The sequence below is a fragment of the Streptomyces sp. NPDC001153 genome, assembly GCF_053598315.1.
Map to the genome: position 1 here is coordinate 89,858 of NZ_JBSFJZ010000024.1, position 23,089 is coordinate 112,946.

Annotated in this window: 11 protein-coding genes; 4 read left to right on the plus strand and 7 right to left on the minus strand. The window is 71.3% G+C overall.

Annotation, left to right across the window (positions count from 1 at the left end; translation table 11 throughout):
* The 4 genes from ACWDEN_RS26430 to ACWDEN_RS26445 all read right to left on the minus strand — a co-directional run.
* On the minus strand, positions 1-3,917 hold a 3,917-nt coding region (locus ACWDEN_RS26430; protein WP_450860268.1), incomplete at its 3' end, for an SAV_2336 N-terminal domain-related protein.
* On the minus strand, positions 3,914-4,891 hold the full coding sequence (locus ACWDEN_RS26435; RefSeq protein WP_351610308.1) for an AAA family ATPase: 978 nt from the start codon (positions 4,889-4,891) through the stop codon (positions 3,914-3,916). The genes ACWDEN_RS26430 and ACWDEN_RS26435, both read right to left, overlap by 4 nt.
* Positions 4,891-7,074 carry a VMAP-C domain-containing protein gene (locus ACWDEN_RS26440; RefSeq protein ID WP_351610306.1) on the minus strand — a complete coding sequence of 728 codons (2,184 nt, stop codon included), beginning with the start codon at positions 7,072-7,074 and terminating at the stop codon, positions 4,891-4,893. The genes ACWDEN_RS26435 and ACWDEN_RS26440 overlap by 1 nt, the downstream gene beginning before the upstream one ends.
* Positions 7,075-7,077: 3 nt before the next feature.
* Positions 7,078-7,425, minus strand: a complete 348-nt coding sequence (locus ACWDEN_RS26445) for a CU044_2847 family protein (protein WP_351610304.1) — start codon at positions 7,423-7,425, stop codon at positions 7,078-7,080.
* 481 nt (positions 7,426-7,906) lie between these two features.
* Between ACWDEN_RS26445 and ACWDEN_RS26450 the strand changes: the two genes are divergently transcribed.
* Together ACWDEN_RS26450 and ACWDEN_RS26455 are read left to right on the plus strand one after the other, a co-directional pair.
* Positions 7,907-9,091 carry a beta-ketoacyl-[acyl-carrier-protein] synthase family protein gene (locus tag ACWDEN_RS26450; protein ID WP_351610302.1) on the plus strand — a complete coding sequence of 395 codons (1,185 nt, stop codon included), beginning with the start codon at positions 7,907-7,909 and terminating at the stop codon, positions 9,089-9,091.
* On the plus strand, positions 9,082-9,204 hold the full coding sequence (locus ACWDEN_RS26455; protein ID WP_351610300.1) for a hypothetical protein: 123 nt from the start codon (positions 9,082-9,084) through the stop codon (positions 9,202-9,204). Before ACWDEN_RS26450 ends, ACWDEN_RS26455 begins: the two co-directional genes overlap by 10 nt.
* Before the next feature lie 104 nt (positions 9,205-9,308).
* Here the strand turns inward: ACWDEN_RS26455 and ACWDEN_RS26460 are convergent, their stop codons facing one another.
* Complete coding sequence (locus tag ACWDEN_RS26460; protein ID WP_450860269.1) at positions 9,309-11,471, minus strand: SpoIIE family protein phosphatase; 2,163 nt, start codon at positions 11,469-11,471, stop codon at positions 9,309-9,311.
* A gap of 288 nt (positions 11,472-11,759) precedes the next feature.
* Positions 11,760-16,412 (minus strand): WD40 domain-containing protein, encoded by a 4,653-nt coding sequence (locus ACWDEN_RS26465; protein ID WP_450860270.1) that lies wholly within the window; start codon positions 16,410-16,412, stop codon positions 11,760-11,762.
* Between the two features lie 216 nt (positions 16,413-16,628).
* Between ACWDEN_RS26465 and ACWDEN_RS26470 the strand changes: the two genes are divergently transcribed.
* Complete coding sequence (locus ACWDEN_RS26470; RefSeq protein ID WP_351610293.1) at positions 16,629-17,537, plus strand: S-4TM family putative pore-forming effector; 909 nt, start codon at positions 16,629-16,631, stop codon at positions 17,535-17,537.
* 67 nt (positions 17,538-17,604) lie between these two features.
* Positions 17,605-22,587: a hypothetical protein gene (locus ACWDEN_RS26475; RefSeq protein ID WP_351610290.1), complete on the plus strand. Its 4,983-nt coding sequence runs from the start codon at positions 17,605-17,607 to the stop codon at positions 22,585-22,587.
* Positions 22,588-22,847: 260 nt separating this feature from the next.
* Here ACWDEN_RS26475 and ACWDEN_RS26480 read toward each other — a convergent pair whose 3' ends face one another.
* Positions 22,848-23,075: a hypothetical protein gene (locus ACWDEN_RS26480; protein WP_228617260.1), complete on the minus strand. Its 228-nt coding sequence runs from the start codon at positions 23,073-23,075 to the stop codon at positions 22,848-22,850.
* Between the last annotated feature and the right edge of the window lie 14 nt (positions 23,076-23,089).

The window sequence follows — 23,089 nt, forward strand, 5'->3', positions numbered from 1 at the left end:
CGTCGCGCCGCCTCCATCGCCTCCTCCGGCCGCCCTGTCTCCTGAAGGGCTCTGCCCAGACTGCTCCACGCGTCGGCCTCGGCCGAGACGTTGTCTGCGCGACGGGCCGCGTCGCGGGCGCACCGGCTCACGGTGATCCAGTCGTCGAAGAGCCGGCGCCACTCCAGGTACGCCGCGAGGTGTGCGGACAGCGTGAGAGCCGCCGGCGCGAACCGTTCCTCCCCGGCCCACTGAACGGCCGCCATCAGACCCGGCCGCTCCTGGTCGAACCACGCGAGCGCCTTGGCGCGGGTGTCGAACCGCTCCGGCTGCGGCCTCCCCGGAAGCCAGCGCAATCGGTCGTCAGCCGCGTGTGCCCGGCTCGCGTAGAACGCCAGCAGCCGTTCTCGCGCCGCCTCCGCCTCCTGTTCCCGACTCGGGTCACTCGCCGCCAGGCCTGCCGCGAAGGCCCGCACCAGGTCGTGCAACCGCCAGCGCGCCCCCGACTCCCCTGCCGGTACGGGCGTGACGAGGCCGGCCGCGGCGATGTCGTCCAGGAGCGTCAACGTGACCGCTGTGTCGCGGTCGGCGAGCACGGCCGCGGCCTCCGTGCTCGTGTCCGGGCCCGGAGCCACGGCGAGCAGACGCAACAACCGGGCCTGCTCGGCCATGAGACGGCGGTACGACGTCTCCAGCACCGGGCGCATCGAAAGGCCTGTTCCGTACTGGTCCACTCCCCGGGTGCGGAGGACGGCCGTCGGGTCCGGGGCCTCCTCGATCTCCGATACCAGCGAGGCGATGCTCCGATGGCGGCGGCGGCGAAGCAGCGCGGCGGCGACCTGGAGGGCGAGTGGCAGGTGTCCGCAGAGCTCGGCGAGTGCGCGGAGGGCCTCCGGTTCGCGGGATGCGCGGTCGTCCCGCTCGTCACTGCTTCGCAGCGCCGACCTCAGCAAGGCGACCGAGTCGTCCGGGCTCAGTACGCTCAGGTCGATCAGCCGCACCGGGAGGGAGTCGGGGGGGCGATCCCGGGAGGTGATCAGGAAGCGATGACGGCCGGTCGGGGGCAGCAGGGGGAGGAACTGGTCCGGGGACCCCGCGTTGTCGAAGATCAGCAGCATCGGTTGCCTTCTCTCGGCGAGAAAGGCCCGGTATGCGTCGAAGCGCTGGGCGCTTGTCGAGGGCATATGGGCGTCGGACAGTCCCAAGGCCGGGAGAAGAGCCGCAACGGCCTGTCCGGCCGTGACCGGATCGGTGTCGTAGCCGCGCAGATCGGCGAAGAAGACTCCGCCGGGAAACCAGCCCCGTGCCCGTACGAGGTGGCTGACCTGGACGGCGAGGGCTGTCTTGCCGATGCCGCCCATACCCGTGACGGCGCAGACCGGGAGCGGCGGCCGGCTGTCGTCGGCAGGAGAGGGGTCCAGTAGCGCGAGCAGGTGGACCACCTCCGCCGAGCGCCCCGTGAAGGCGTACGGGGGTAGGGGAGGTGTGGAAACCGTCGGCATGGGGCCGAGGGCGGGCGGCGTCTCGGGCTCGGGGTGCGGGATCGATTCCGGTGCCGACTCGCGGAGGACCTTGACGGCCACCGCGGCGGCCTGCGCCGCTGCCCACCGTTGGGTTCCCGCCGCGCCGCTGCCCTGCTTCGCGGCGTCGAGCGTGTCACTGATCCCCCGGATGGCCAACGCCTGTGCCGTGCCCTCGAGGTAGCTCGGGAACAAGGAGCCTGCCATCTCGGCCCCGCTGACGGCGATGGCATCGCTGACGTACTGCCAGAGGTTCCGGTCCAGCGACGCCGGTCCGTCACCCACTACGGGGAGGGCCACGAGGCGGCCGAAGTGCACGCGGGTGTCCTCCCGCAGTGCCAGCCTGGCCTGGTACTGCAGATGAGGTGACCCGAGCCGGAGCTCGGGGTGATAACGCGACCCCTCGGTCGAGTGCGGATCGGGACGAAGTACATATTCCTCTGTCGCCACGACGACGTCCCCGACGGTGACGCTGTCCTTCAGGCTTCCGGCGATGCCGACGAAGAGAACCACCCGCGCCTCCAGCCAGAACACCGTCTGCGCGATCAGCGAAGCCGGCACCGGTGCCTCTGGTGGCTCGAGGACGGCGACGCGCCAGCGCGTGCCGGCAAGACGCCCGATCTCGGCCCGGGTGCCGTACGTGGGGTGCACGCGCTCCTCGGGGTCGTCCAGATGGACCCGTACCGCGGCGTACTCCATGGGAAGCGTCGTGATCACCACGGCCGTCGCAGCCGACGCGTCCACGGGAACGGCCGGTTTCCCGGCCCGGAGCCGGAGACCGCCGGGGGCGGTGAGCCCGAGCCGCCCCAGCACACGCTCCTCCGTGATCGCGAACGGCAGCGACGCACCGTCGACCCGCCCGGCGCCCTGCTCATCGGCCAGCCAGGCGGAGAACTCGGGTGCCCGGCCGATCAGTTCGTGCAACCGGGTGCCGAGCGACCTGCTGGTCCGCAGCAGGTCGCTCGGCGGCACCGTACTCATCAGGATCCGGCGTGTCTCTTCCGGGAAGTCGAAGACACGGTCTTCGGGAGGGGTGGCGTCACCACCCGAGTCCGTGCGGAGCATGAGGCCTCCGAGGAAGACCTCCGCCAGGTGGCTGGTGCGGATGTGCTCTCCGAGCGCCATCTGCACCAGCCTCATGACGGGTACGGTCACCGGCGCGCAGGCCGCGAGATGGGCGGCGAGCCGGTACGCCTCGGGGGTGACTGCCGCGCGGAAACGCAGCACGTCCTGTCCGGGATCACTCGCGTCGGGCCCAGGTGGGGGGCGCAGCGCCGGCTGCGCGACGTCGAGCAGGGGCAGTTGCGCGGTGACGGCCGCGGCGGTCACCAGCCCGGCCCAGGCCTCGACGAAGTCGGGGGTGGGCTCCAGCACGGGTACCCGCAGTCCGTCGAAGGGGACCAGATCGGGTGGCAGGACCGGATCGCGGACCTCCCAGGAGTGGTTGGGGGCGCCCGCGCGGCGGGTCGTGACCTGCCACTGCCGGGCCCGGATGCCGGAGTCGTCACGCAGCGGCCGCGGGAGGGTGTGCATGACCGCGACGGGGCCCAGGCGTGCCGCGCGCGCGAGGGCGTCATGCATCCTGCCGTCGTGCCAGGCGGCTCCCACGCCGTCGCTCATCACCAGCAGGAGGGCGCTGTCCGGCGACGTGTCCGTCGCGAGCAGGCCCCGTGACGTGCTCCGTTCGTCATGGGTGTACGGGCGTGAGGACAGGCGTGGGGCATCCGGGCCGCGGCTGTCGAGGCCGTACACCCGGACGGTACGGAAGGCGCCGCTGCGTTCCAGCAGTTGCCGGACCTCGGTGACGAGACGCCGCCAGAGCAGCATCGACACGCCGTCGTCGACCAGCAGCACGAGGTCGAGCCATCGGGTGCGGGCCGGTCGCATGACGGGGTCGAGCAGCCCGGTGTCTGCCATGGCCGTGACCGTCGCCCGCTCGTCCAGTTCCCGAACTCGCAGATCGGGACGGTTGCGTTTGAGGGGGCGAAGCGCCCGGCCCAGGGGCAGCTCGTCCCGCGTCAGGGCTTTCGCCTCGGGGACCCGCACGGGCAACGCGGGCAGCGTTCCGGGCCGTGCAGGGGCTTGCGCACCGTGCAGCGCCGAGCCGGCCGCATCCGAGCGCGCCTCCTCGCCGTCCGGGCCGGCCTCGTGGCCGCCGGCGTGCGGCGCGCGCCGGTCGGGCGCCGTGAGGGACGGCTCGGCGCCGCGGATGGGCGGCTTGGTCCGCTGCCGGCGCCCGGTCACGGAGGCCGTGGCGATCCGCTCGGCGCCCGTGGAGCCTTCGAGGATGAGCGCGAGCGGCGTCGTGGCGTCCGCGGGCAGGTGCCGGGCCAGCCACAGGGCATCCAGCAGTTCGTCGGCCGACATGTCGACACCGGCATCGGCCAGCAGGCGCAGGACCTCTCCCGGTGACGTCACTGGCCGGCCCCGCCCAGCCGGTGCAGAACGGCGTCCAGGAGTCCGGCGGCGCCGAGGTCCACTCCGCCCATGCGCAGGAAGACCGCGTTGAGCAACTGGTCCGTGGCCAGTTCGCCTCGGGCACGGCGGTTGAGGAACGCCGTCATCAGCTCCTCGGCCTCCGTGGCGGCGGACTCGCCGAGATGGGCGGAGACGATGGCCCGCAGCCGCTCCTCGTCCGGGTCGGGAAGGTCCAGGCGGACGCAGCGGCGCAGGAAGGCCGGAGGGAACTCGCGTTCGCCGTTGCTGGTGATGACCACGACAGGGAATTCCTCGCAGAGCACCCGGCCGCGCAGCAAGTCCGCCCTTCGGTCCGCGTCAGCCGTCATCACCGACACGCAGGACTGTTCTTCGGGAAGCCGGGCCAGCTCCGGAATCTCGAACTGGCCCTCTTCGAAGAGTGTCAGCAGATCGTTCGGCAGATCAAGGTCTCCCTTGTCCAGCTCGTCCACGAGCAGGACGCGCGGTCGTGCGCAGGGCAGCAGTGCGGTGCCGAGGGGACCGAGGCGGACGTAGGAGCCGATGTCGAGGCTCTCGCCGGAGGAGTCGCGGGGCAGGTTGCTCTCCCGCAGCCTGCCGACGGCGTCGTACTGGTACAGGGCGTCCAGGACGGTGCTGCGGCTGTTCACGGCCCAGGTCAGTACGGTGCCGAGGCCGAGCTCGTGGGCGACGGCGTACGCCAGCGACGACTTTCCGGTGCCTGGGTTTCCCGTCACCAGAAGGGGCCGCCGCAGGAGGAGCGCCGCGCTGACCACGTCGGCCTCCTTCCTGCCGATGAGGTAGGGCCGACGGGTCGCCGTGGTCCGCTCCACGAAGCGCCGCCACGGTGGAGCCACGGGCAACTCGACGTCCCGCGGTCGGCCGTCCCCCCGGAACAGCCGCCACGGCTGAGCAGGGGCCGCCGGAGCCTCCTGGTCGGCGTTGGGATCGGTCATCAGCTGCGCACTCCTTCTGCGGGGTCCACGAGTCGGGGCCTGCTCGGCAGGGCCAGGGGTTCCTCCGGCTCCCACACCAGTGCGGGACGCGCCGGATGGCGCACGGGATCGCCCCAGAAGTCGCCGCGGAACCGCCTGACCCGTTCGGGCAGTTCGAAGAGCGGGCCGGCGGGACGCACCTCTTCGAGGTTGCGGGCGTCGGCGTACGACTCGGCGGCGCGGTCCCAGAGGATGACGGGCACCCCGCAGGCCAGACACACTTCGAGCAGGACGCTGCGGATCTCGGCGGATCCGTGCAGGACGACCTGGCTGGTGCCTTCGTGCGAGGTCCTCAGCTTGGTCACCAGCCGCCTCGGGTCCGAGAGCTGCTCGTCCACGACCAAGGGCTCGTTCACGCCGGCCTCCGACCAGCGAGCGCGCAGCATGGTGGCGTGCAGCCGGGCGTTTCGGCTCGTGAGATCCGGACAGCGCAACGACACTCGATAGGGGACGCCGAGGGGTTCGCCCGGCAGCCATTCCAGCACGCCGCCGGTATCCCATTCGTCGATCGGCAGATGCAGCCCGTCGCGATCCACCTGGATCTCGATGTCCTTGACCACGTGGCCGCTGTCCGCCGAGGCCCGCTCGGCCGCTTCACGGATCAGCCGGCCGATCTCCCCGGCCGTACGCGGCCATGCGTCCTCCGGGACGACGGGCCGCGGTGTGCCGTCCGCGTCCACCTGCCACAGGCGGAGGCGGTGGTGGTCGGCGGGGTCGGAAGCGAGGGTGCCGATCTCCGCGACGAGACGGACGACCGGCGCCGGACGCTGGGCGGCCCAGGCCAGCGCGTCCCCTCGGCGCTGGGCCAGAGCCGCCCTGTGCACGCCGAGCCGGCGCGAGGCGCGCTCGTTCCATGCCGTCAGTTCGTCACGGAGCGGTGCGGCAAGGGCTGCCGCCGTGAACTCGACCAGTTTCAGCAACGCGGGGACCGAAGGGCCGCCGTCCGGCAGGGCGTCACCGTCCGACAGCTCCTCCAGTTCGCCGACCGCGGCTTCGACACCTTCCGGGGACAGCGCCGCCCTCCGCGTGAGCGGCAGCGGTGTGTACCTCAGTGCCTCACGGGCGGCCCGTGGGAGCAGCGCGGGGTCGCTCGCCGCGACCTGCTTGAGCCTCTCGACCAGGCCGTGGTACTCGGCCACGGAGAGCAGTCGTGCCATGCCGCTCAGCCGCCCGGCCGCCAGCAACTGGTTCAGCGCTTCGGGGCGCGGTCCCTCCCCGTGTGCGAGGGACAGCGATTCCGTGAGCGTGGCCAGGGCGCGTTCCACGGTGGTGAGCAGGGTGACCAGCTCGTCCACGCTCGGTGGGGAGCCGTCCGCGGGCGTGCCGTATCCCAGCTGGGACGCCAGGCGGCAGGCATGGTCCGCTCGCTGGACCGGATCGGCGAGCAACCTCCAGAGCGCGTGGCTCAGCGTCTCACCGACGGTGTCCTCGCACGTGGCGGGCGCGCGCGTCACGCAGGAGTCGATCAGTTCGCCGGCTCCCGACGCTCGCAACTCGGCACGGATGGTCTGCCAGGGCAGGGCCCAACTGCGACGCAGGACCTGCTGACTGGCCAGTGGGCCCTGGGTGTGGTGATGCGCGACGACCAGGCCCACCGCGACCGTGTCGTTCCTGACCCAGAGGGGCCCACCGCTGAACCCGGGCGCGATCGCGCCCCCGGAGAGCAGGCCGTCCAGGTAGTAGACGCCCTGGTCGGCCAGTTTGGCCTCGGTGTCGGCGAAACCGCCCACCGCACCGTCACCGCCCCAGGCACGCAGCTGCTGGCCCTCGGTCATGTCCAGCCACACCACAGGGCGGACCTGCTCGGGCGCTGCGTCGGCCAGTTCGAGCACGCAGAGGTCGCCCTGCCACATGCCGGACGGTGCGGACCGAGGCGGCACCCAGACGCTCACGTGTGCGGTTCGCCGGGGTGCACCGGTGACATGGAACATCACGTCGAGCCCGTGCGCCGTGGGCCATTCAGTCGCCAACAGAGGCAGGCCCAAGGCGTCGTTGACGACGTGCGCGCAGGTGAGGACCTGACGGGGCGACAGCAGAACTGCCGCTCCCGCTTCTTGGACCGAGGCCTTCGCAGTGTCCCCCGGGGCATGCTTCAGCACAGACACGACGGGCCCGGGCGGGCCGTCCTGTCGGAACCACCCCATGGCTCAGTTCGGCTCTCCACCGAGGCGCCAGCTGGCCGTGATCTTCATGGTGGCCTGCCCGCTGCCGCCGACGATGCCGAGTTTCAGATCCTGACCGATCTGGACACCGAACTCCACGGAGACATCGCGCGGGGGGTTCGGGGCGCTCGCGATCGAGTCGTGCACCTGCTGCAGGACGGGGCCCAGGGGACGCAGCGCGGCCCTGAGCGTGTCGGCGGCCACCTCGGCGACCCTGGAGCCGCCGGCGGCCACCGGTGTCCACTGGCCACCGCCTGCGACCGGCTCCCCCACCTCGGCGACTTCCAGGCGCAAGTCCGCTCCGGCCAGGCTGAGTTCGATGTACTCGGGCATGGAGTCATTGTGCCGACCGTCGGACGGCTGAGTGACGCTGTTCCCACTCTGTTACGGGCGGCTCCCGCCGAGGCGCGCCGGAGCGGTGCACCGGCGCAAGGGCAACCTCGGTCCGCATCCCGGTGCGCAACGGCACATGTGTTCGCTCCTTCGTGCGCGACGCCTTCTCCGTGATCGCCAGGGGCTCGGGAGGAATGGCGGCGGCCACCGTCCGGACGACCTTCTGACGATCAGTCAGGTGAGCCTTATGGAGCCGCCCGGAGGGCGCCGATTGCAGCGGTGTGTGCCGTTTCACGCATTCCAATGCCGCCTAAGTTGTCTGCATCACAGCGGAAATGTCCATTTAGCATCCATGCTCGAAACGGACATCGACGACCGAAGTGGAGCCTATCGCCAACCTTTTGGGCGCAACGCTCCAAAGTGACCCATGACACAGCACTCGCGACATTCCTGCCTGTTTTCCCTGGAAAGGTGCCCCATTATGGCCGCTTATCTCTGTCCTCCTGCCGTGATACACGGCGAGCACGCCGTGAAGACCAGCGAGATCGTGGCGGAGGTGCGCGACCGGCATCCGCACGCGGCGTGGGCGCCGCGGATCGACGGCATCGCGGCCGGCACGGGCATCGAGAGCCGCGGGTGGATGCTGCCGCTGGAGACCGCCGTCGCGCCGGGCAACGGCGGCGGACTGCGGGGCGTCGGCATCGGGGCGGCCCAAGAGGCGCTGGCACGCGACGGTTTCACCCAGCAGGACGTGGACCGTGTGATCGCCGCCCTCGAGGCGATACCCGGGCCGCAGACCGTCCAGGAGCGCACCGCGCCGGCCTGGGAGGCCGTGCAGTCCTACGGCGAGCGTGCGGCGCGTGGGGCCCTGCAGATCGCCGGGCTGGACGCCGCGGACATCGACTGCCTGATCACCAGTAACTCCACCACCCCGGCACTGCCGGGCCTGGACATCTCTCTGGCCAACAAGCTTCCGCTCCGCAACGACGTGATGCTCCTGCCGGCCACGCAGTGGGCCTGCATAGCAGGGACCCGCTCCCTGGCGCTGGCGGCGGATCTCGTGGCCGCGGACCCCGACCGGGTGGTCCTGGTCGTGATCGCGGAGGCGCTGAGCACGACCTACCAGCCCGCGGACGACACCCTCGAGTCCCTGATCGTCCGGCTGCTGTTCGCGGACACCGCGGTCGCCGCGGTGGTCACGGGCCGCCCGAGGCGCGAGTCGGTGCTGCGGCTGGACTCCGCCTGGCACCACACCCTGCCCGGCACCCAGGACCTGCACCGCCTGGAGACGAGGGCGGACGGCACCCACTTCGTGATGGACCGGCGCGGGCCGCGCGCCGTACAGGAGACGGTCAGCGCGATGTGGGAGTGGCTGCGCGTCCGGTACCAGGACGACCCCGACTCCTGGCACCCCGACGTGCTGCTGGCGCACCCCGGCGGGACCCGGGTGCTGGAGTACATGGAGCAGACGATGCCCGAAGCGTGGCCGTCGGGCCTGCTGGACTACAGCCGGGACAGCTACACCAGCGGCAATCGCGGAGGCGCCGCCGTGTTCGACATCATGCGGCGGGCGCACGACGCCGGGCAGAAGCCAGGTAGTCGCGCCGTCCTGTACGCGGCGGCACCGGGCCTCACCGCCACCGCCCTGGAAGGGGAGTGGCTGTAGTGCGAGCCCGCGCCACCCGCACCGGCGAACGGGCGGTCCGCGTCGCCGGTCACGCCACCGGTACCGCTGAGGGCACCGTCCGTACGGCCGGTGGCGCCGGTGGCGTCGGCTGACGGCTGACGGCTGACGGCTGACGGCTGACGGCTGACGGCTGACGGCTACGCCTGTACCCTCGCCGCGCCCTCATACGCCGACCGCACCCCGACCCACGGCCGCGTCACCTCGCCACCTCCGCCCAGACCACCTTGCCGGTGTCCGTCCACCGCACCCCCCACCGGGTGGTGAGCCTGTGCACGATGTGCAGGCCACGGCCGCCGTCGTCGAGGAGGCCGCCCCGGCTCAGACGTGGCCTGCCGTTGCCGGTGTCGCCCACCTCGCACAGCAGGCCGTGACCGGCCCTGATCAGCCGCACCGTGATGGGACCGGTGGCGAAGCGCACCGCGTTCGTGACCAGCTCGCTGACCAGCAGCAGCGCGTTGTCCCGGGTGTCATCCCTGGTGCACCATTGCCGCAGCAGCGCGGAGACCTGCGCGCGGGCACGGGCGGGGGCATCGTCGCGGGCGGCCAGCCGCCAGGTCGCGGTGTCCCCCTTGCGGTAGCCGATCATCCGCGCGAGCAGCAGGGTCACATCGTCCCGCTGGTGCGCGGGTGCCAGCGCGGAGACGACGTGCCGTGCGGCCTGTTGCAGGGCGTCCCACGGATGCACCCTGGACACGACGTCCGCCAGCCTGGCGATGCCCTCGTCGATCGACACGGAAGGATCCTCCACCAGGCCGTCGGTGTAGAGGGCGAGCAGGGAGCCCGGGGACGCGTCGAACGTGTGCACGTCAAACGGCTCCCGCAGCGCGAACTCGGCGCCCAGGCCGGGGTGAGGGCGGACCGCGAGCGCGCCCGCGTGCCCGTCCGGGGAGACCAGGACCGGGGGGAGGTGGCCGGCGCTGGAGAGCGCCACATGGTGGCTGACCGGGTCGTAGAGGGCGATGCAGCAGGTCGACCCGAGGGCGCTGTACCCGGCCGCCAGCCCGGACTCCGCGTCGTCCAGCAGCGTCACGGTCTCGTCCAGGTGCTCCAGCACCTCGTCGGGCGCGAGTCCCGCGGACAGCAGCGCGCGGGCCTCCATGCTCAGCTGGCCCATGGTGGCCGCGGCTCCCAGGCCGTGCCCGACGACGTCACCGACCACCAGCGCGGTACGGCCGTCGGGCAGCGGAAAGCTGTTCACCCAGTCGCCACCGACGCCCGCGCTGTCGGGCGTGGCGGGCTGGTAGATGCTGGCGATCTCGATGGTGTCACCGCCGGTCCGCGGCAGCAGCCGGCGCTGCAAGGCCAGCACCTGCTTGTGCTCGCGCTGGTGCTGACGGGCCAGGTCGACGTGATGGGCGGTCCTGGCAACCAGTTCCTGCAGGTCGAACAGCTCGCTGTCGCGGAAGGGGCAGTCCGCCCGCCGCCATACCTCCGCCACGCCCAGCACGACGGGCGGCGAGCCGTCCAGGACCAGCGGTATGCACGCCACACCCGCCGACCGGTCACCGGGCACCAGGGCACGCATCACCCGCGGACTGCCGAGCACCCGCTCGACCGCCTCCCGGTCGGGTATGACGATGGCCTGCGGGGCGTCGTCCCGCCGTACCGCCTGCGCCAGCAGACGACTCGCGTCGCTGGGCAGATCATCGCCCGGAGTCACGTAGCCCTCGGGCCATGCCCGGTCCGGCACCAGGGCCGCCCGCCGTAGCCGGATGCGCCCCTGCCCCTGCCCGGTGACTCCCTCGCCCGTCCACACGGCGAAGTCGAGGTCGACGGCGGCCACGTCTCCCCAGGCCAGCAGGGACTGCGCCAGCGACTGCGCGGTCTCGCCGATGTCCAGCGAGGTGCCGATCGCGGTCTCGGCGGCGTACAGGTGCAGCCTCCTGGCCATGGCGATCAGGGAGACGGTCAGCCCCTCCTGAGGCGCCGCGGCGGGCAGGATGCTCATCGAGACCACCAGCTCCGACCCGTCGCCGCGCCGCAGGCGCTGGATCCGGGCGACGTGCGCCTCACCGGTCTCCAGGACCTGCCGCAACCGCCGTGTGACCGTCGGTACGTCCCCGGGGGGCAGGAGATCGACGAAGGGACTCCCGGCCACGGCCTCCAGACCCGCGAACACGGGGGCGGCGAGATTGCAGCGACTGATTCTCAGATCGCTGTCCAGGTTGACCACGCCGAGAATCTGGTCCTGACCGCCGGCTGCCGGGTTGCCGGGTGCGGGCCGGCGGGTGGTGCGGTCGTCCCGCGTGTCGGCAGGACCGGCGGCCGCTGCCGCTCCGCCGCGCGGGATGTAGCGCCCCAGGGCGCTGCTGACCAGGTCGAACGGCGACGAGGACGAGGGGGAGGGTGTGGAGTCCATGCGGCTCTCTCAGCAATCCCCGGCGCAGCGCCGAGGCCGTACTCGGACCCGTGCGAGGGGGCCCCGAGATCCCCGACGGCACACCTCATTGAATAACACCGGGGGTCCCTTCGCCCACACCAGCGCATCGCGCGGTGAACACGGACAGTGAGGGACTGCCCGGCCGGTGGAGCCGTGCTCACCTTGCCGGGGCCGCGGGAACCCGTCCGAGACCGCAGCCGCGCATGCGGTAGCTGTCACCCATGAGGGAGGTCACTTCGCCCTGGTGGGCGAGGCGGTCCGGAAAGCTCATCGGAGGATGCTGCACAAGTAGAGGCCGGCCGAGCCGCCGAGCAGGACGCGGTCGTCGTGCGGGTGGAAGGAGCAGGAGGACAGGTGATTGTCGACACGCAGTCGGCACACTTGGGCCTCCGATTCGGTGTCCCACAGGAAGGCGGAGCCTCCCATCGTGACGGCGACCAAACGGCTTCCGTCCCTGGACAAGGCCACGCCCCACACCGCCGTCCCGTCGCCTTCGAGCACGCAGCGAGGCAGTCGGGTCCCCGTATCCCACAACAGCGTGTAACCGTCGTACCCACCGGTGGCCAGGTGCCGGCCGTCGGGTGACCAGGACACCGCACCGATCGAACCGACGTGGCCGTCCCACTCCCCGACCGTCCCCGTGGGCCGACCGGCCTCGTCGAGATGAACCACGCGGAGTTCCATGGACGTGGTGGCCGCGGTCAGTTGTGACCCGCCGGGTGCGAACGCCAGAGCGTTGACACTGGCGCCCACCGAAATGCTGCCGACCCGCTGCCAGTCCGCCGTCCGCCACAGCAGCACGTCGCTGTTGTCCCCGGCGGCCACCCAGCGGCCGTCGGGACTCCATGCGACGGCGCCCGGGTAGGTCAGCGTCCGGGCCAGGACGCGGACCCTCTCGTGTCCTTCGGCGTCCCACAGCAGCAGTCGGCCGTCGTCGCCGACGCTCAGCAGACGCCGTCCGTCCGGTGCCCAGGACACACTCCGCAGATCGCCGTCGTGCGCGTACACGGCGTACCGCGACCAGACGGGGAGGTCCGCGAGACCGGCCTCGGTCGCCATGAGCTGACCGCCCGTGTTCCCCGCGGCCAGGGCACTCCGTGAGGACCAGGCCACGGTGTTCACCCGGCCGGCCAGCCCGGTGTCCGGATCATCCTGCTGGTCGGGGGTCCACAGACGTACCACGGGTTGCCGGGTGCCGACGGCGATCCTGTGCTCCTGCGGATGCGGAGCGATCGCCTTCACCTGGACGCCACGGGCGGAGAAGCTGTCGGTGAGCTGCAGGCGAGGGGTGCTCCCCCACCAGGAGACCTTCCACACGAAGACGGTGCCGTCGTTGTCGCCCGTGAGCAGGGTGTCCCCGGACGGCGTCCACGCCAGCGACCGCAGCCAAGCGGCGCCGCTGGGTTCGTCGCCGAAGACCCGGGCCGTGGCGTCGGCACCGGCGCAGTCGATGAGCGTCACCTCCGCCGAGTGCCCGGCGACGGCCAGCATGTTCCCGTCCGGGTGCCAGTCCAGGGCCTGGACCACGGACTGACCGGTGTCGAGCACCGCCGGTTCACCCTCCGGCTCCCCCCTCCACCGGTGGACCCTGCCGTCGGCGAGCCCGGCCGCCAGCCCGCCCCGGCGGTGCCAGCCCAGTACCGTGCAGGTGGCCTCGCGCCGGCCGGCCAGCGGTGGTCCCAGACTGTCCTCGGTGAACGGCGCGTGCCAGAGCCGTACGTCTCTCCCGCACGCCACGGCCACGGCCCCGGAGTCGGGGGCGAAGGCAACCTGGACAGGGGGACGGTCATCGCCGCCGAGGTCCAGCCGCCGCATGATCCGTCCCTCCGACGGGTCCACCAGCAGCACCTCGCCCCGGTCGGTGCCCACGGCCAGGGACACCACGTCGGGGCTCCACGCCAGGCCGGTCACCGCTCCGCCGCCCGCCGCGTCCACCACCAGGTCCGGTTCCCCGTCCTCCTCGACCCGGTGGATCCGTACCGTGCCGTCGGCGCTGCCGGTGGCCAGCAGCCGACCGTCCGGCCGCCAGCAAAGGGCGTGCACGGCACCCGTGTGGCCGGTCAGCACCCGCCACAGCCGCCCGTCGGGACCGTCGGGAAAGGGTGCTTTCGCGACCAGTCTTCCGGCCAGGGCCTCATGCGTGTGGTGCAGCCGCGCCATCACCTCCCGTGCTGCCAGACAGCGGCTGTACAGGGTGACGGCGAGGTCGACACGCCGCGCGTGTCCGGCCAGCAGGTGTGCCTCCCCGTAGACCAGCAGACCCAGTTCCCTCGCGAAGGAATCCCTGCCAAGAGGCAGGAAGACCCGGCTGCGGCGGCCCGCTTCCGCTTCCAGGGCCGTGGGGCCGCTGCGCCAGACCCGGGCGACCAGGAACCGGAAGTCGGTGGTGGTGTGGTTCAGGCCGATGCCGTCACCGGCCGCCGCCAGGTGGTAGGTGACGTTGTCCAGGAACTCGGGGTCGGCGTCCGGCCCGGCCAGGGCGTGCCAGCCCGTTCCGGCGCACAGCGGCGCGTGGGCGTCCAGCAGGGTGCGATGCGCCTGCCGTACGGTACGCGGGTCGCGGCGCTGCAGGACGTCCCGGATGACGTCGTGCAGCCGTACGCCGTCCGCGTCGAACTGGGCCAGCAGGAAGTGGTCGTCCAGGCGGGCGCACTCGCGTCGCGCGGTCAGTTCGGTGACGTGCCAGAGCCGGGCCAGCCAGCGGTACGGGATGTGCTGGTCCTCCGGGAAGCAGGCCATGGCCAGCAGCCGGGCCAGGGAGTTGCGGCCGGTGCGCGGGATCCGGGCGAGTTCCTCGAGGCTGAGGTCGACGGTGGCTTCCACGGTGCGGGTGTGCGGGTCGGCGTACTCGTCGAGCGTTTCCTGCAGTCCGCGGTGGTCGAGGTCGTCGGCCATCTCCCGCACGGCGTCCGCCAGGTTCATGCCGAGGCGCTGCACCATGCTGCGCAGGACGCCGTTGAGCAGGCGCAGGGCGAGCGGCCAACGGCCGGAGCGCTCGAACAGCGGCAGTACGGTGGTGTTCTCGGTCCCGTCGATCCCCGCCGTCAGCAGGCTCAGCGACTGGGCGAAGGACATCCGGTCGATGCGGACCAGCGGCGCCGACGGGTCCAGGATCCCGCGGCTGCGGGTGGTCACCAGCCGCACGCAGCCGCTGCCGCCGCGCAGGAACGGCTCCAGGTCTTCCCGGCGCCACACGTCGTCCACGACCAGCAGGACGCGCCGTCCGTCCAGTGCGGCGCCCAGGTCGACACCGGCCGCCTCCACGGTGGCGTAGGCCGGGGGTTCGGCGCCGGTGAGCAGTCTGACCAGATCGCGTGCCACGGTGATGATCCGCTGCCGCGGCACGTCCCGGCCGAGCTGTACCCACAGCACCCCGTCGGGGAAGGCCGCCAGCACGTCCGGGTGATGGCAGGCCCACGCGGCCAGTGTGGTCTTGCCGAAGCCGCCGGTGCCGTGGACCCCGGTGACGGACGAGGACAGACCGACGGCGAGAGCCGTGTCGGCGGCTCCGGCCCGCGCCTCCGCTGCGGCCGCCTTCAGCAACGATCTCAGCAAGTCGTCGCCCTCTTCGAGCCGTTCGACGAAATGTGAGGGGACCGCGGGAGCCATGTGCGGCATGGCCCTGGGCCTCGGCGCATCCACGAGAGGCCGGTCGGAGGCCGGGATGGTCATCGGGACGCGTTCGCGGCGGGGGTCGGCGGGCGCGGCCACAACGGCCGCCGAGGGCGGCGGTACGACTCGCAGTGCGGTGACTGGCGGTGCCACGTCGTGGCGTGCCAGTAACTCCTTGCCGGCGTAGGCCGCCAGGCGGAAGAACCGCCACCTGCGGATGTCACCCAGGTTCTCGTACGTGGTGAAGCGCAACGCCGTGGCCAGGACGGACAGCAGCAGCTGATCCGCCCACAGATCCCGCCAGTTGTCCGGGACGACCCCGGCGCAGGCGCTGTGCATGCCGTCCAGGAGCTGTGTCAGCCGGGGGACGAGATGGGCGACATGGGCGTCCTGGGGATTGACCACATAGGCCAGCAGCGTGCGTTCCTGGTCGGCTTCGAGGTCGACGGGCACCTTGTCGGCCAGGACCGAGAGCTTCAACGTCGCCAGGTCCCGTGTCAGGGGGGCCGCCTCTGCGAAGTCCGCCAGGTCGATGAGCCGGTAGGCGTCGGGGCACAGCGTTCCTCTGCGGAAGGGCACCATGACGTTCTGCAGGTGCAGGTCGGAGTGTGCCGCACCGCGCACCACCCTGAACCGCGGATCGGGCAGCCGACGGTTTCCCAGGGCCATGAGCAGCGGGTTCGGTACGACTGTGCCGTCGACATCGATCCAGGCCCCCCGCGACCCGTCCAACAGGAGCGCGTCGATCCCGGCGGCGTGGGCCCGGGCCTCACCGCCGTCCGCGAGCAACTCGCCGAGTTCCTCCCGCAGGAACCCGGAGAGGGAGACGTCCTCGGCCTGCCGGTCCTCGACTCCCCCGTTCCAGTCGATCACCAGTCCCGTGGCCACCGCGCGGAAGGCGGACATCAGATCGTTTCCGTCCAGGCGGGCCATCGTCTCCACACCCCGCAGGCTGCCGCCGGCGGGGTTCTGGAACGTCAGCAGCCGTCCGTCGCCCACGGGATACGGCGGGTAGGCCGGCTCGGTCAGGTGCCGCTCGGCGAAGTCCCGGGAGGCGCGCCGGGCGCGTTCGTGGGCAGCGTGTTCGGCGCGCTGAGCGTCGGGACACAGTTTGACGACCACGATTCCCGTCCCCGGGATCACCGTCACCGCCGCGAGCGCGGCGCCCGTGTAGCCCTTCCCCGACGGTTTCCAGCGCGGGCTGACCGGCTTGACCGTCGTCCCGAGGTCGTCGGCCCAGCGGAGCAACGCCCGTGCCGCCTGCTCGTCCCCCAGGCAGGTGATCAGCTCGGCAAGCTCGGTCATCATCTCCCCCGCACTGAGACCTCGACACGACGGACACGACCAGCCGCGCGTCGACCGGATCCATTGTGGCACTGCCGAGAGCGGCGGCCGGTCGCTCCGGGTACGGCCACGGGGGATCAACTCGGCCTCTGTTGCCACGCGGTGGGCCGAAGCACCTGTGTACACGACACGGACCAGCGGGCAGAGTAAGGGCACGGCCGAAGACGAGGGGGGAACGTCATGGGCAGCGAGCCGCTCGGGGGCTCCCGCATCCTGTCGGAACAGAACGACGAGGCGGCCCTGCACCGGCTGCGGGCCATGACGGCATCCCATCGCAGGGCCCAGCGTCTGGCCAACGCGCGCATGGGCGTATCGGTGCTGCTGGCCGTCGCCGGGCTCGTCATCATCTTCCTCCCAGGTCTCAGCGCGTCCGTGACGGTGCTGGGCGGGGTGTGGGCGGTGGCGTACTCGATCGGCCTCACGCACTGGGAGAGCAGCGAGGCCCGTCGCGCGGCACTGCTGCAGGAGTCGTTCGATGTCAGGCTGTTCCACCTGGAGTGGAACAGCGCGATGGCAGGCTCCCCGCCCGCGGCGCAGCTGATCAACAGCCTCAGCCGACGCTTCTCGGGTGACGAGGCCGAGCTGCGCGACTACTACGAGATTCCTGAACTGCCGCATCCTTACGAGGTGCTTGCCTGCCAGCTGCAGAACCTCGGATGGGGCGCCCGAGTCCGCCGCCGCTATGCCCGCACGGTGCTGACAGCGGTCCTGTTCTGGCTGGGCGCGGGGCTCGTGGTCGGTCTGTCGACGCGTATGAACGTGCTCGACCTCGTGCTGCTGTGGTACGTGCCTTCGCTCGGCGCGGCGATGATGGGCCTGGAGGTGTGCCGTACCCAGTGGCAGGTCGCCGGGGAACGGGAGCGGGTGATGGAACTTCTTCAGGCCAGGGTCGCCGCAGGCGGTGAGACGAGCGCACTGCTGGCTTTCGCCAGGCAGGTGCAGGACGTGATCTTCCAGTCCCGGCAGCGGTACACCCGCGTGCCGGACTGGTTCTTCCGGCGCTTCAAGAGCACGGACCGGGCCGATTTCCAGGCCGCCATGGACGACATGCGAAGTCTGGTCGCCCACCGGACGCCCCAGCCGGGCTGATGCCGCGGCGTTGGGAACTGGATCTCACATCGCCCCGCGGACGGGACACGGATCAAGGGAAAGCAAGGTGGAGAACGCGGACGGCCTTGAATATCTGTTCGACGACGAGCTGGCGTCCAAGGCGCTGGTCGCCTGGGCCCGCAAGGGAGTGCATGGCCGCTCTGTCCGGCCCTTCAAGCCCCTGTGGCAGCCGTTGGGCCAGAGCGCCAGTGGGGCCCTGCTGACCGCGGTGGTGGTCAGGCCCACGCCCGGCGTCGTGGTGGTCAAGGTGTCCGCCCCCGGCCAGGAGGACGAGGGGCGCAACCACGCGGATGCCCATGAGACGGCGAAGGACCATGTGACCAAGCCGCTGCCCTGGTCCTGGCCGGTGCAGGACGGCCGCATGCTGACGTTCCAGTCGCCCGCGACCGGCAGCCTGCGCGAGGTGCGCGCCATGGCGGCCCTGGAAAGGAACGAACTGCCCGCCGGCTGCGCCCATCTGACGAAATGGCTGCTGACGGAGTGGAACAAGGGCCCGGGCGGCGGGACGTCCGACTGCCGGCCCGTCGGCGAGCTGCTGCGCGAGGAACTCGGCGCGCTCGTCTCCAGCGGTGGCTCGGCACTCGCCTACGGCTCGCGGATCGGGGGCTTGGAAGCGGACACGCCGTGGATCCGCGTCGACGGCCTGGACCTGCCGAACCCTCTGGCGCTCGCCACCGGAGACACCGGGCGCCCGGAGCTCGACGTCGTACGGGGACGGGCGCACGGCGACCTCCACCTGCACAACGTACTGGTGCCGTTTCGGGAAGGCAGGGCCCGGTTCGAGGAGTTCCAGCTCATCGACCTGGCGACGTTCTCCGACAACGCGCCGCTGTCGCGGGACGTGGCGATGCTGCTCCTGTCCGCCCTGGCACCGACGGCCCGGGCGCAGCCGACGGACGAAGGCGACGCCCTGCTGCGCCATCTGGTGCGCCCCCACGAGAGATACCTGCGCCGGATCACCCCGGCGGCCAGCGACCTCGTGCGGGCGGTGCGGGAGACCTGCGGCGACGTCTCCAAGGGCGGCCTGTACGACGTGTGGATCCCGCAGTTCCTGTTCTCTCTGGTCGCGACCGGCCTGCGGTTCAGCACCTACGAGAACCTGGGCGATGGCGGACGGTGGTGGTATTTCAGGCTGGCGGCGCACGCCGGCGGTGAGCTGTTGAGGTGGTTGGAGGACCGCCCGAGCCCCGGTGGAGTGCCGATCACCGCGCCGGTACCGGCCGGCCCGCGAGTGCCGTCCCGCACACCAGCTCCGCTGGATCAGCGGTCCACGAAGGACACGGACACGGGGCCGGCGGACAGCACGGCGCAGGCCGCGTCCGTCTCCAGGGGTGCGGCCACGGGCCGGTCCGAGGAACTGCGCCGGCTGGAGGCGTACAGCCGCACCGCCGTCGTCGCCGCGGGACACCAGGGTGCTTCAGGCACCCACGCCCAGCCCCTGGACCTGGCGGCGCTCGCCGTCCCCAGGGACCTGGAACGTGACCTGCTCGACCTGCTCGGCAAGGGCCGCTCGGCGTGCGTGAAAGGGGAGCCCGGCACCGGGAAGACGACGCTGCTGTGGCGGCTCCATCGCGTGTTCGCGGCGGACCCGGCAGGCCCGCGGCCCTACTTTCTGCGGGCCGGCGACCTCTGGAACACGGCATCCGGTGCCGGACTCACCCTGGAGACGGTGCGCGCCGCCTGCCGCTTCCTGCCGGGTCCCGCGGTATTCCTCTTCGACACCGCGGACCTGCTGGTCTCCGACACGGCAGGCCTCGTTCTGCTCCAGGAACTGCTCACGATCGCCGCGGAGAACTCGGTGCCGGTCCTGATGACCTGCAGGGAGCGGGAGTGGGACGTCCTGGAACCGTACGTGAGGGACTTCCACCTCCAGCAGCACAGACTCGGCCCGTACAGTCCACGCGAGCAGGAAGAGGCCATCCGGTCTCACGCGCGGTACTTCTACGAGGGAGAGCCCGAGGTCTCCGTGGACGAGGTGTGCCGTACCGTCACCAAGGCGGCGGTACAAGGGCTGCCGATGCGCGAGGTGTGCGCGGCTCCCCTGACCCTGCGCATGCTGTTCGAGACGTTCGCCCCCAAGCCGCCCCTGGTGGAGGAGATCGACACCGCGACCCTCTACGACCTCTACTGGACCCACCGCGTCCGCCAGGACCAGCGGGCGGGGGACGCCCTCCGGACCGGCACGGTGCCGCCGCCCGATCTCTCCGAGGCCGGCGAGGAACTGGCCCAGTTGATGCTGGAGGAGGGCAGGGTCGAGCTGTCGGCCACGGAGCTGGGCAACGGTTCACCTGCCTCCTCCCGGATCCCTGAACCGACACGAAGCCTGCAGGGGCTCGTGGCACGAGGTGTGGTCGAACGCCAGGGTGCCGGCGCCACGGAGCGCTACTCGTACTTCCATCAGACCTTGTTCGAGTACGCGGCCGGCCGCCGGCTCTGCCGGACTGCCGCGTCCGACAGCCCGTCTCCGCTCAGCGAGCTGCTCGGCTGGCTGAAGGAGCATCCCGACGATCAGTTCCGGCTCGCCGTCGCCGAGCAAGCGCTCATCCAGGCCGGCCGGGCCGGCGGCCGTGCCGCCCGGGCGTGCACGGCTCTGCTGACCAGCACGCTCGCCGACACCTGGGACGACGACTCACCGGAGCTCCATGGGTTGCGAGCCATGCAGGTGCGGGTCTACGCCCGGCTCCCGGCGCCCGATGCCGCATTGCGCCGTCATTTCACACCGGTGATCGCCACGCTGAGTCCCGCCCTGGCCAGGATCTACCTGCAGGCGCTGCCGACGACCTGTCACCAGGACCGCGAGCGGATCGTCGACGAGCTGCTGGGGCTGTGGCGCGGTGGTCATGACGAGCTGAGACAGCCGGTGCTCATCGCTCTGACATGGTTCGCCGAGCTCCTGCCGGAGAGCGTGATCACGGTCCTCGACCGGACCTGCCCGTCCTCCGCGTCCGGCAAGGGCCCCTGCCGGGGCACGCGCTGTGATCCCCGGCAATGCGTGTGGGCCTGGTTGCTGACCCTGCACAACTCCGAGATGTACAACTTCCTCGGGGTCCTGGAGGCGCTGGCGCCCAAGCGCCCCGACTGGGTGTGGCATCGGCTGCGCATGGTGATGACGGATCCGCACCGCGACCTGGCTCCGATGGCCCGTTGTCTGCGGCTGGCCGCGCGGCGGCAGGACTGGCCGGAGCGGCCCTATCCCGCGGTCCGGCACGTCGTGCGCCACCGTTGGGGTCAGGACCTCCAGGGCAACAAGAACGGTGTTCAGGTCCAGGCGGCACTGGGACGGTTGATGGCGAGCAGCTGGCTGGCCAACGGCCGGCAGCCGGCTCTGGACGCCGTCCTGAGGTCCGCGGCCCGGCGTCCCGAGGCGTTCATGTCGTACGCACAAGTACGTGCTGTGGCGCAGCTGGCGCTCCAGACATCCCCCGATGAGGTCCGCCACTTGCTCGGGGTGCTGGAGGAGGTCACAAGGCCCGCATCGCTGAATTTGCTCTCCACGTGTCTGCTCCTGCCTCTGCTGACCGCCACGCAGGAGACCGCCGACACGATCGGCGGCGACAATCCGTCCCGCCGTGTTCCCGGGCCGGAGCCGGCCGCCACGAAAGCCGTCCGCAGCTGGTTGGCCCGGAGGCTGCGGGCACACGACCGGGCCGTCCCCGCCGACGCCACGCACCGGCTTGCCGTGGACACCTGGAAGCGCGACCTGGATGTGGCCACCACGGCCCGGCTGGTCGGAGAGGCGTGGCCCGAGGACGCCGCGAACCGATCAGCTCACCGCCGCGACGAGCGCCGTACGGAGGAGGAGTTGCGCCGGATCTGGCTCACCGACCCGAACGTCGCCATTCTGCTGGTCGCCGCCGCGGCGGCAGAGCACCCGCACGCGCGAAAAGCACTGCGGCTGTGGCGAACCGACCGGGCGAGGAGCGGCAACGTCAGGGGTCTTGCCCGGGGCATCGGCGTGACACAGACGGACAAGAGGATCGCCCGCTCTCTGCAGGGACTCGTACCGCAGCACCCCGAGCTGCTGGACGAGTTGTTCGCTGGAGGATCCGTGGATCTCCGGCTGGATCCCGGCTGGCTGAACGCGGTGCTCAACCACCGCGGGGCGGACGTCGACCGTCGGCTGACGACCGTCCTGCGCCGGCATTCCGCGGCGCTCGAGGAACTGTGCGATCTCGCCTGGACCCGGGACTACGGTGCCGAGAACGCCCAGAAGGCCATCCATGTGCGCCGCATGCTGATCACCCGGGGCGTCCTCAGTCCCCCGACCCCGGCCCGGCTCTGCGAGATGCTGGACAGACGCCACCATCCACGTCACCTCAGTGCCGCGCTGCTCCTCGTCGAGACGATTGTCGAGCACAGCTCGAACGGCTCCCTGAACACTCCGGAGTGGCGGCAACTGGAAGAGAGGACCCTACGTGAGTTCGCTGCTGCCGAGTACACGCAGGGGCGTACCGGGCAGGGTGAGCGGTGGCACGAGAACGTCCAGGCCGTGGCCCGCCGGTGCCTGATGGGCCTGGTGTGCCGCCACCACCCGCTCGATACACAGGAGCAGGTCGCTCAGGCACGTCTCAGCGCACTGCGCCACTTGGCAACGGCTACGCAGGTCGACGACGTGACGGTGCTCGGACGGCTCCTCGAACGCCTCGTCGAAGCCTCGCCGCAGGATGCGGTGAAGTTGGTCAACGCGGCTGCCGGGAGACTGCGCACACTGTCGACGGGCAAGGTGACGACACTGGCCCAGCGCTGGTACAGCCCGATCTCCCGTCTCGTCGAACGGGCCACCCCGGAACAGTGGAGGGAACTCGTCGGGGGTTCGTGGGAAGGCCCCGACGAGCTCCTGCGCGTACTGATCCGGAGTGGCGTTCGCAAAGGTACCGACGAGCCGGCGAGGTATCTTCTCGCGATCGCCGACAGCAGCCCGTGGCCCGACGTGATCCGGGAGACGGTGCGTGTCGGCACCCTCCTGCGCACCGAGGGCAGCCCGCAGCGCTGGCTGCCGGCCCTGAATTCCGGTTCGAAGCCCTCCTGACCCGGTGCCACCGACCATCGGCCGACCGTCAAAATCAACCGAGTCGCGAACACGCATCCACCGTCGGTGCCGTGGTCATCCCCTCGGGGCGACCACGCCGGCTGGAGGCTCGTAGGCTGATCGGCGCCGCGGTCAACGAGGCCCAGCCCCGCAAGACCCGAGGACCGGGCTCTCACCTTGTCTTCCGGAAAGAGACTGCTCTCAGGCATCACCGCAGACCCGCGTCGTAGACAGTGACGCCCAGACGTCGGCGACGGCCGTCAGTAGTAGTCCTCCTGCTTTCGCATATGCCCCGTGGGCTCGATCTCCTCGCGGAGGAACGTGTATACCTCCTCCTCTCCGTCGATCAGCACGGCGTAGGCAGGCGGAGTCGCTTCGTCGGGCGGCTCGGTGATGCCAAGGATGCCTCCGAGCTTGCCCTCCAGATCGGGTCTGTCGGAGGCCCTGAGCACGCGCACTTCTCCGTAGAACGGGAGGGTGTCCGCCATCTTGGAGTCAGTCC

Bases quoted from the DNA above. Each gene is read 5' to 3' on its own strand.
- ACWDEN_RS26460 (WP_450860269.1), bottom strand. From the start codon at position 11,471: ATGGACTCCACACCCTCCCCCTCGTCCTCGTCGCCGTTCGACCTGGTC.
- ACWDEN_RS26450 (WP_351610302.1), top strand. From the start codon at position 7,907: ATGGCCGCTTATCTCTGTCCTCCTGCCGTGATACACGGCGAGCACGCC.
- ACWDEN_RS26440 (WP_351610306.1), bottom strand. From the start codon at position 7,074: ATGGGGTGGTTCCGACAGGACGGCCCGCCCGGGCCCGTCGTGTCTGTG.
- ACWDEN_RS26465 (WP_450860270.1), bottom strand. From the start codon at position 16,412: ATGATGACCGAGCTTGCCGAGCTGATCACCTGCCTGGGGGACGAGCAG.
- ACWDEN_RS26435 (WP_351610308.1), bottom strand. From the start codon at position 4,891: ATGACCGATCCCAACGCCGACCAGGAGGCTCCGGCGGCCCCTGCTCAG.
- ACWDEN_RS26445 (WP_351610304.1), bottom strand. From the start codon at position 7,425: ATGCCCGAGTACATCGAACTCAGCCTGGCCGGAGCGGACTTGCGCCTG.
- ACWDEN_RS26470 (WP_351610293.1), top strand. From the start codon at position 16,629: ATGGGCAGCGAGCCGCTCGGGGGCTCCCGCATCCTGTCGGAACAGAAC.
- ACWDEN_RS26480 (WP_228617260.1), bottom strand. From the start codon at position 23,075: ATGGCGGACACCCTCCCGTTCTACGGAGAAGTGCGCGTGCTCAGGGCC.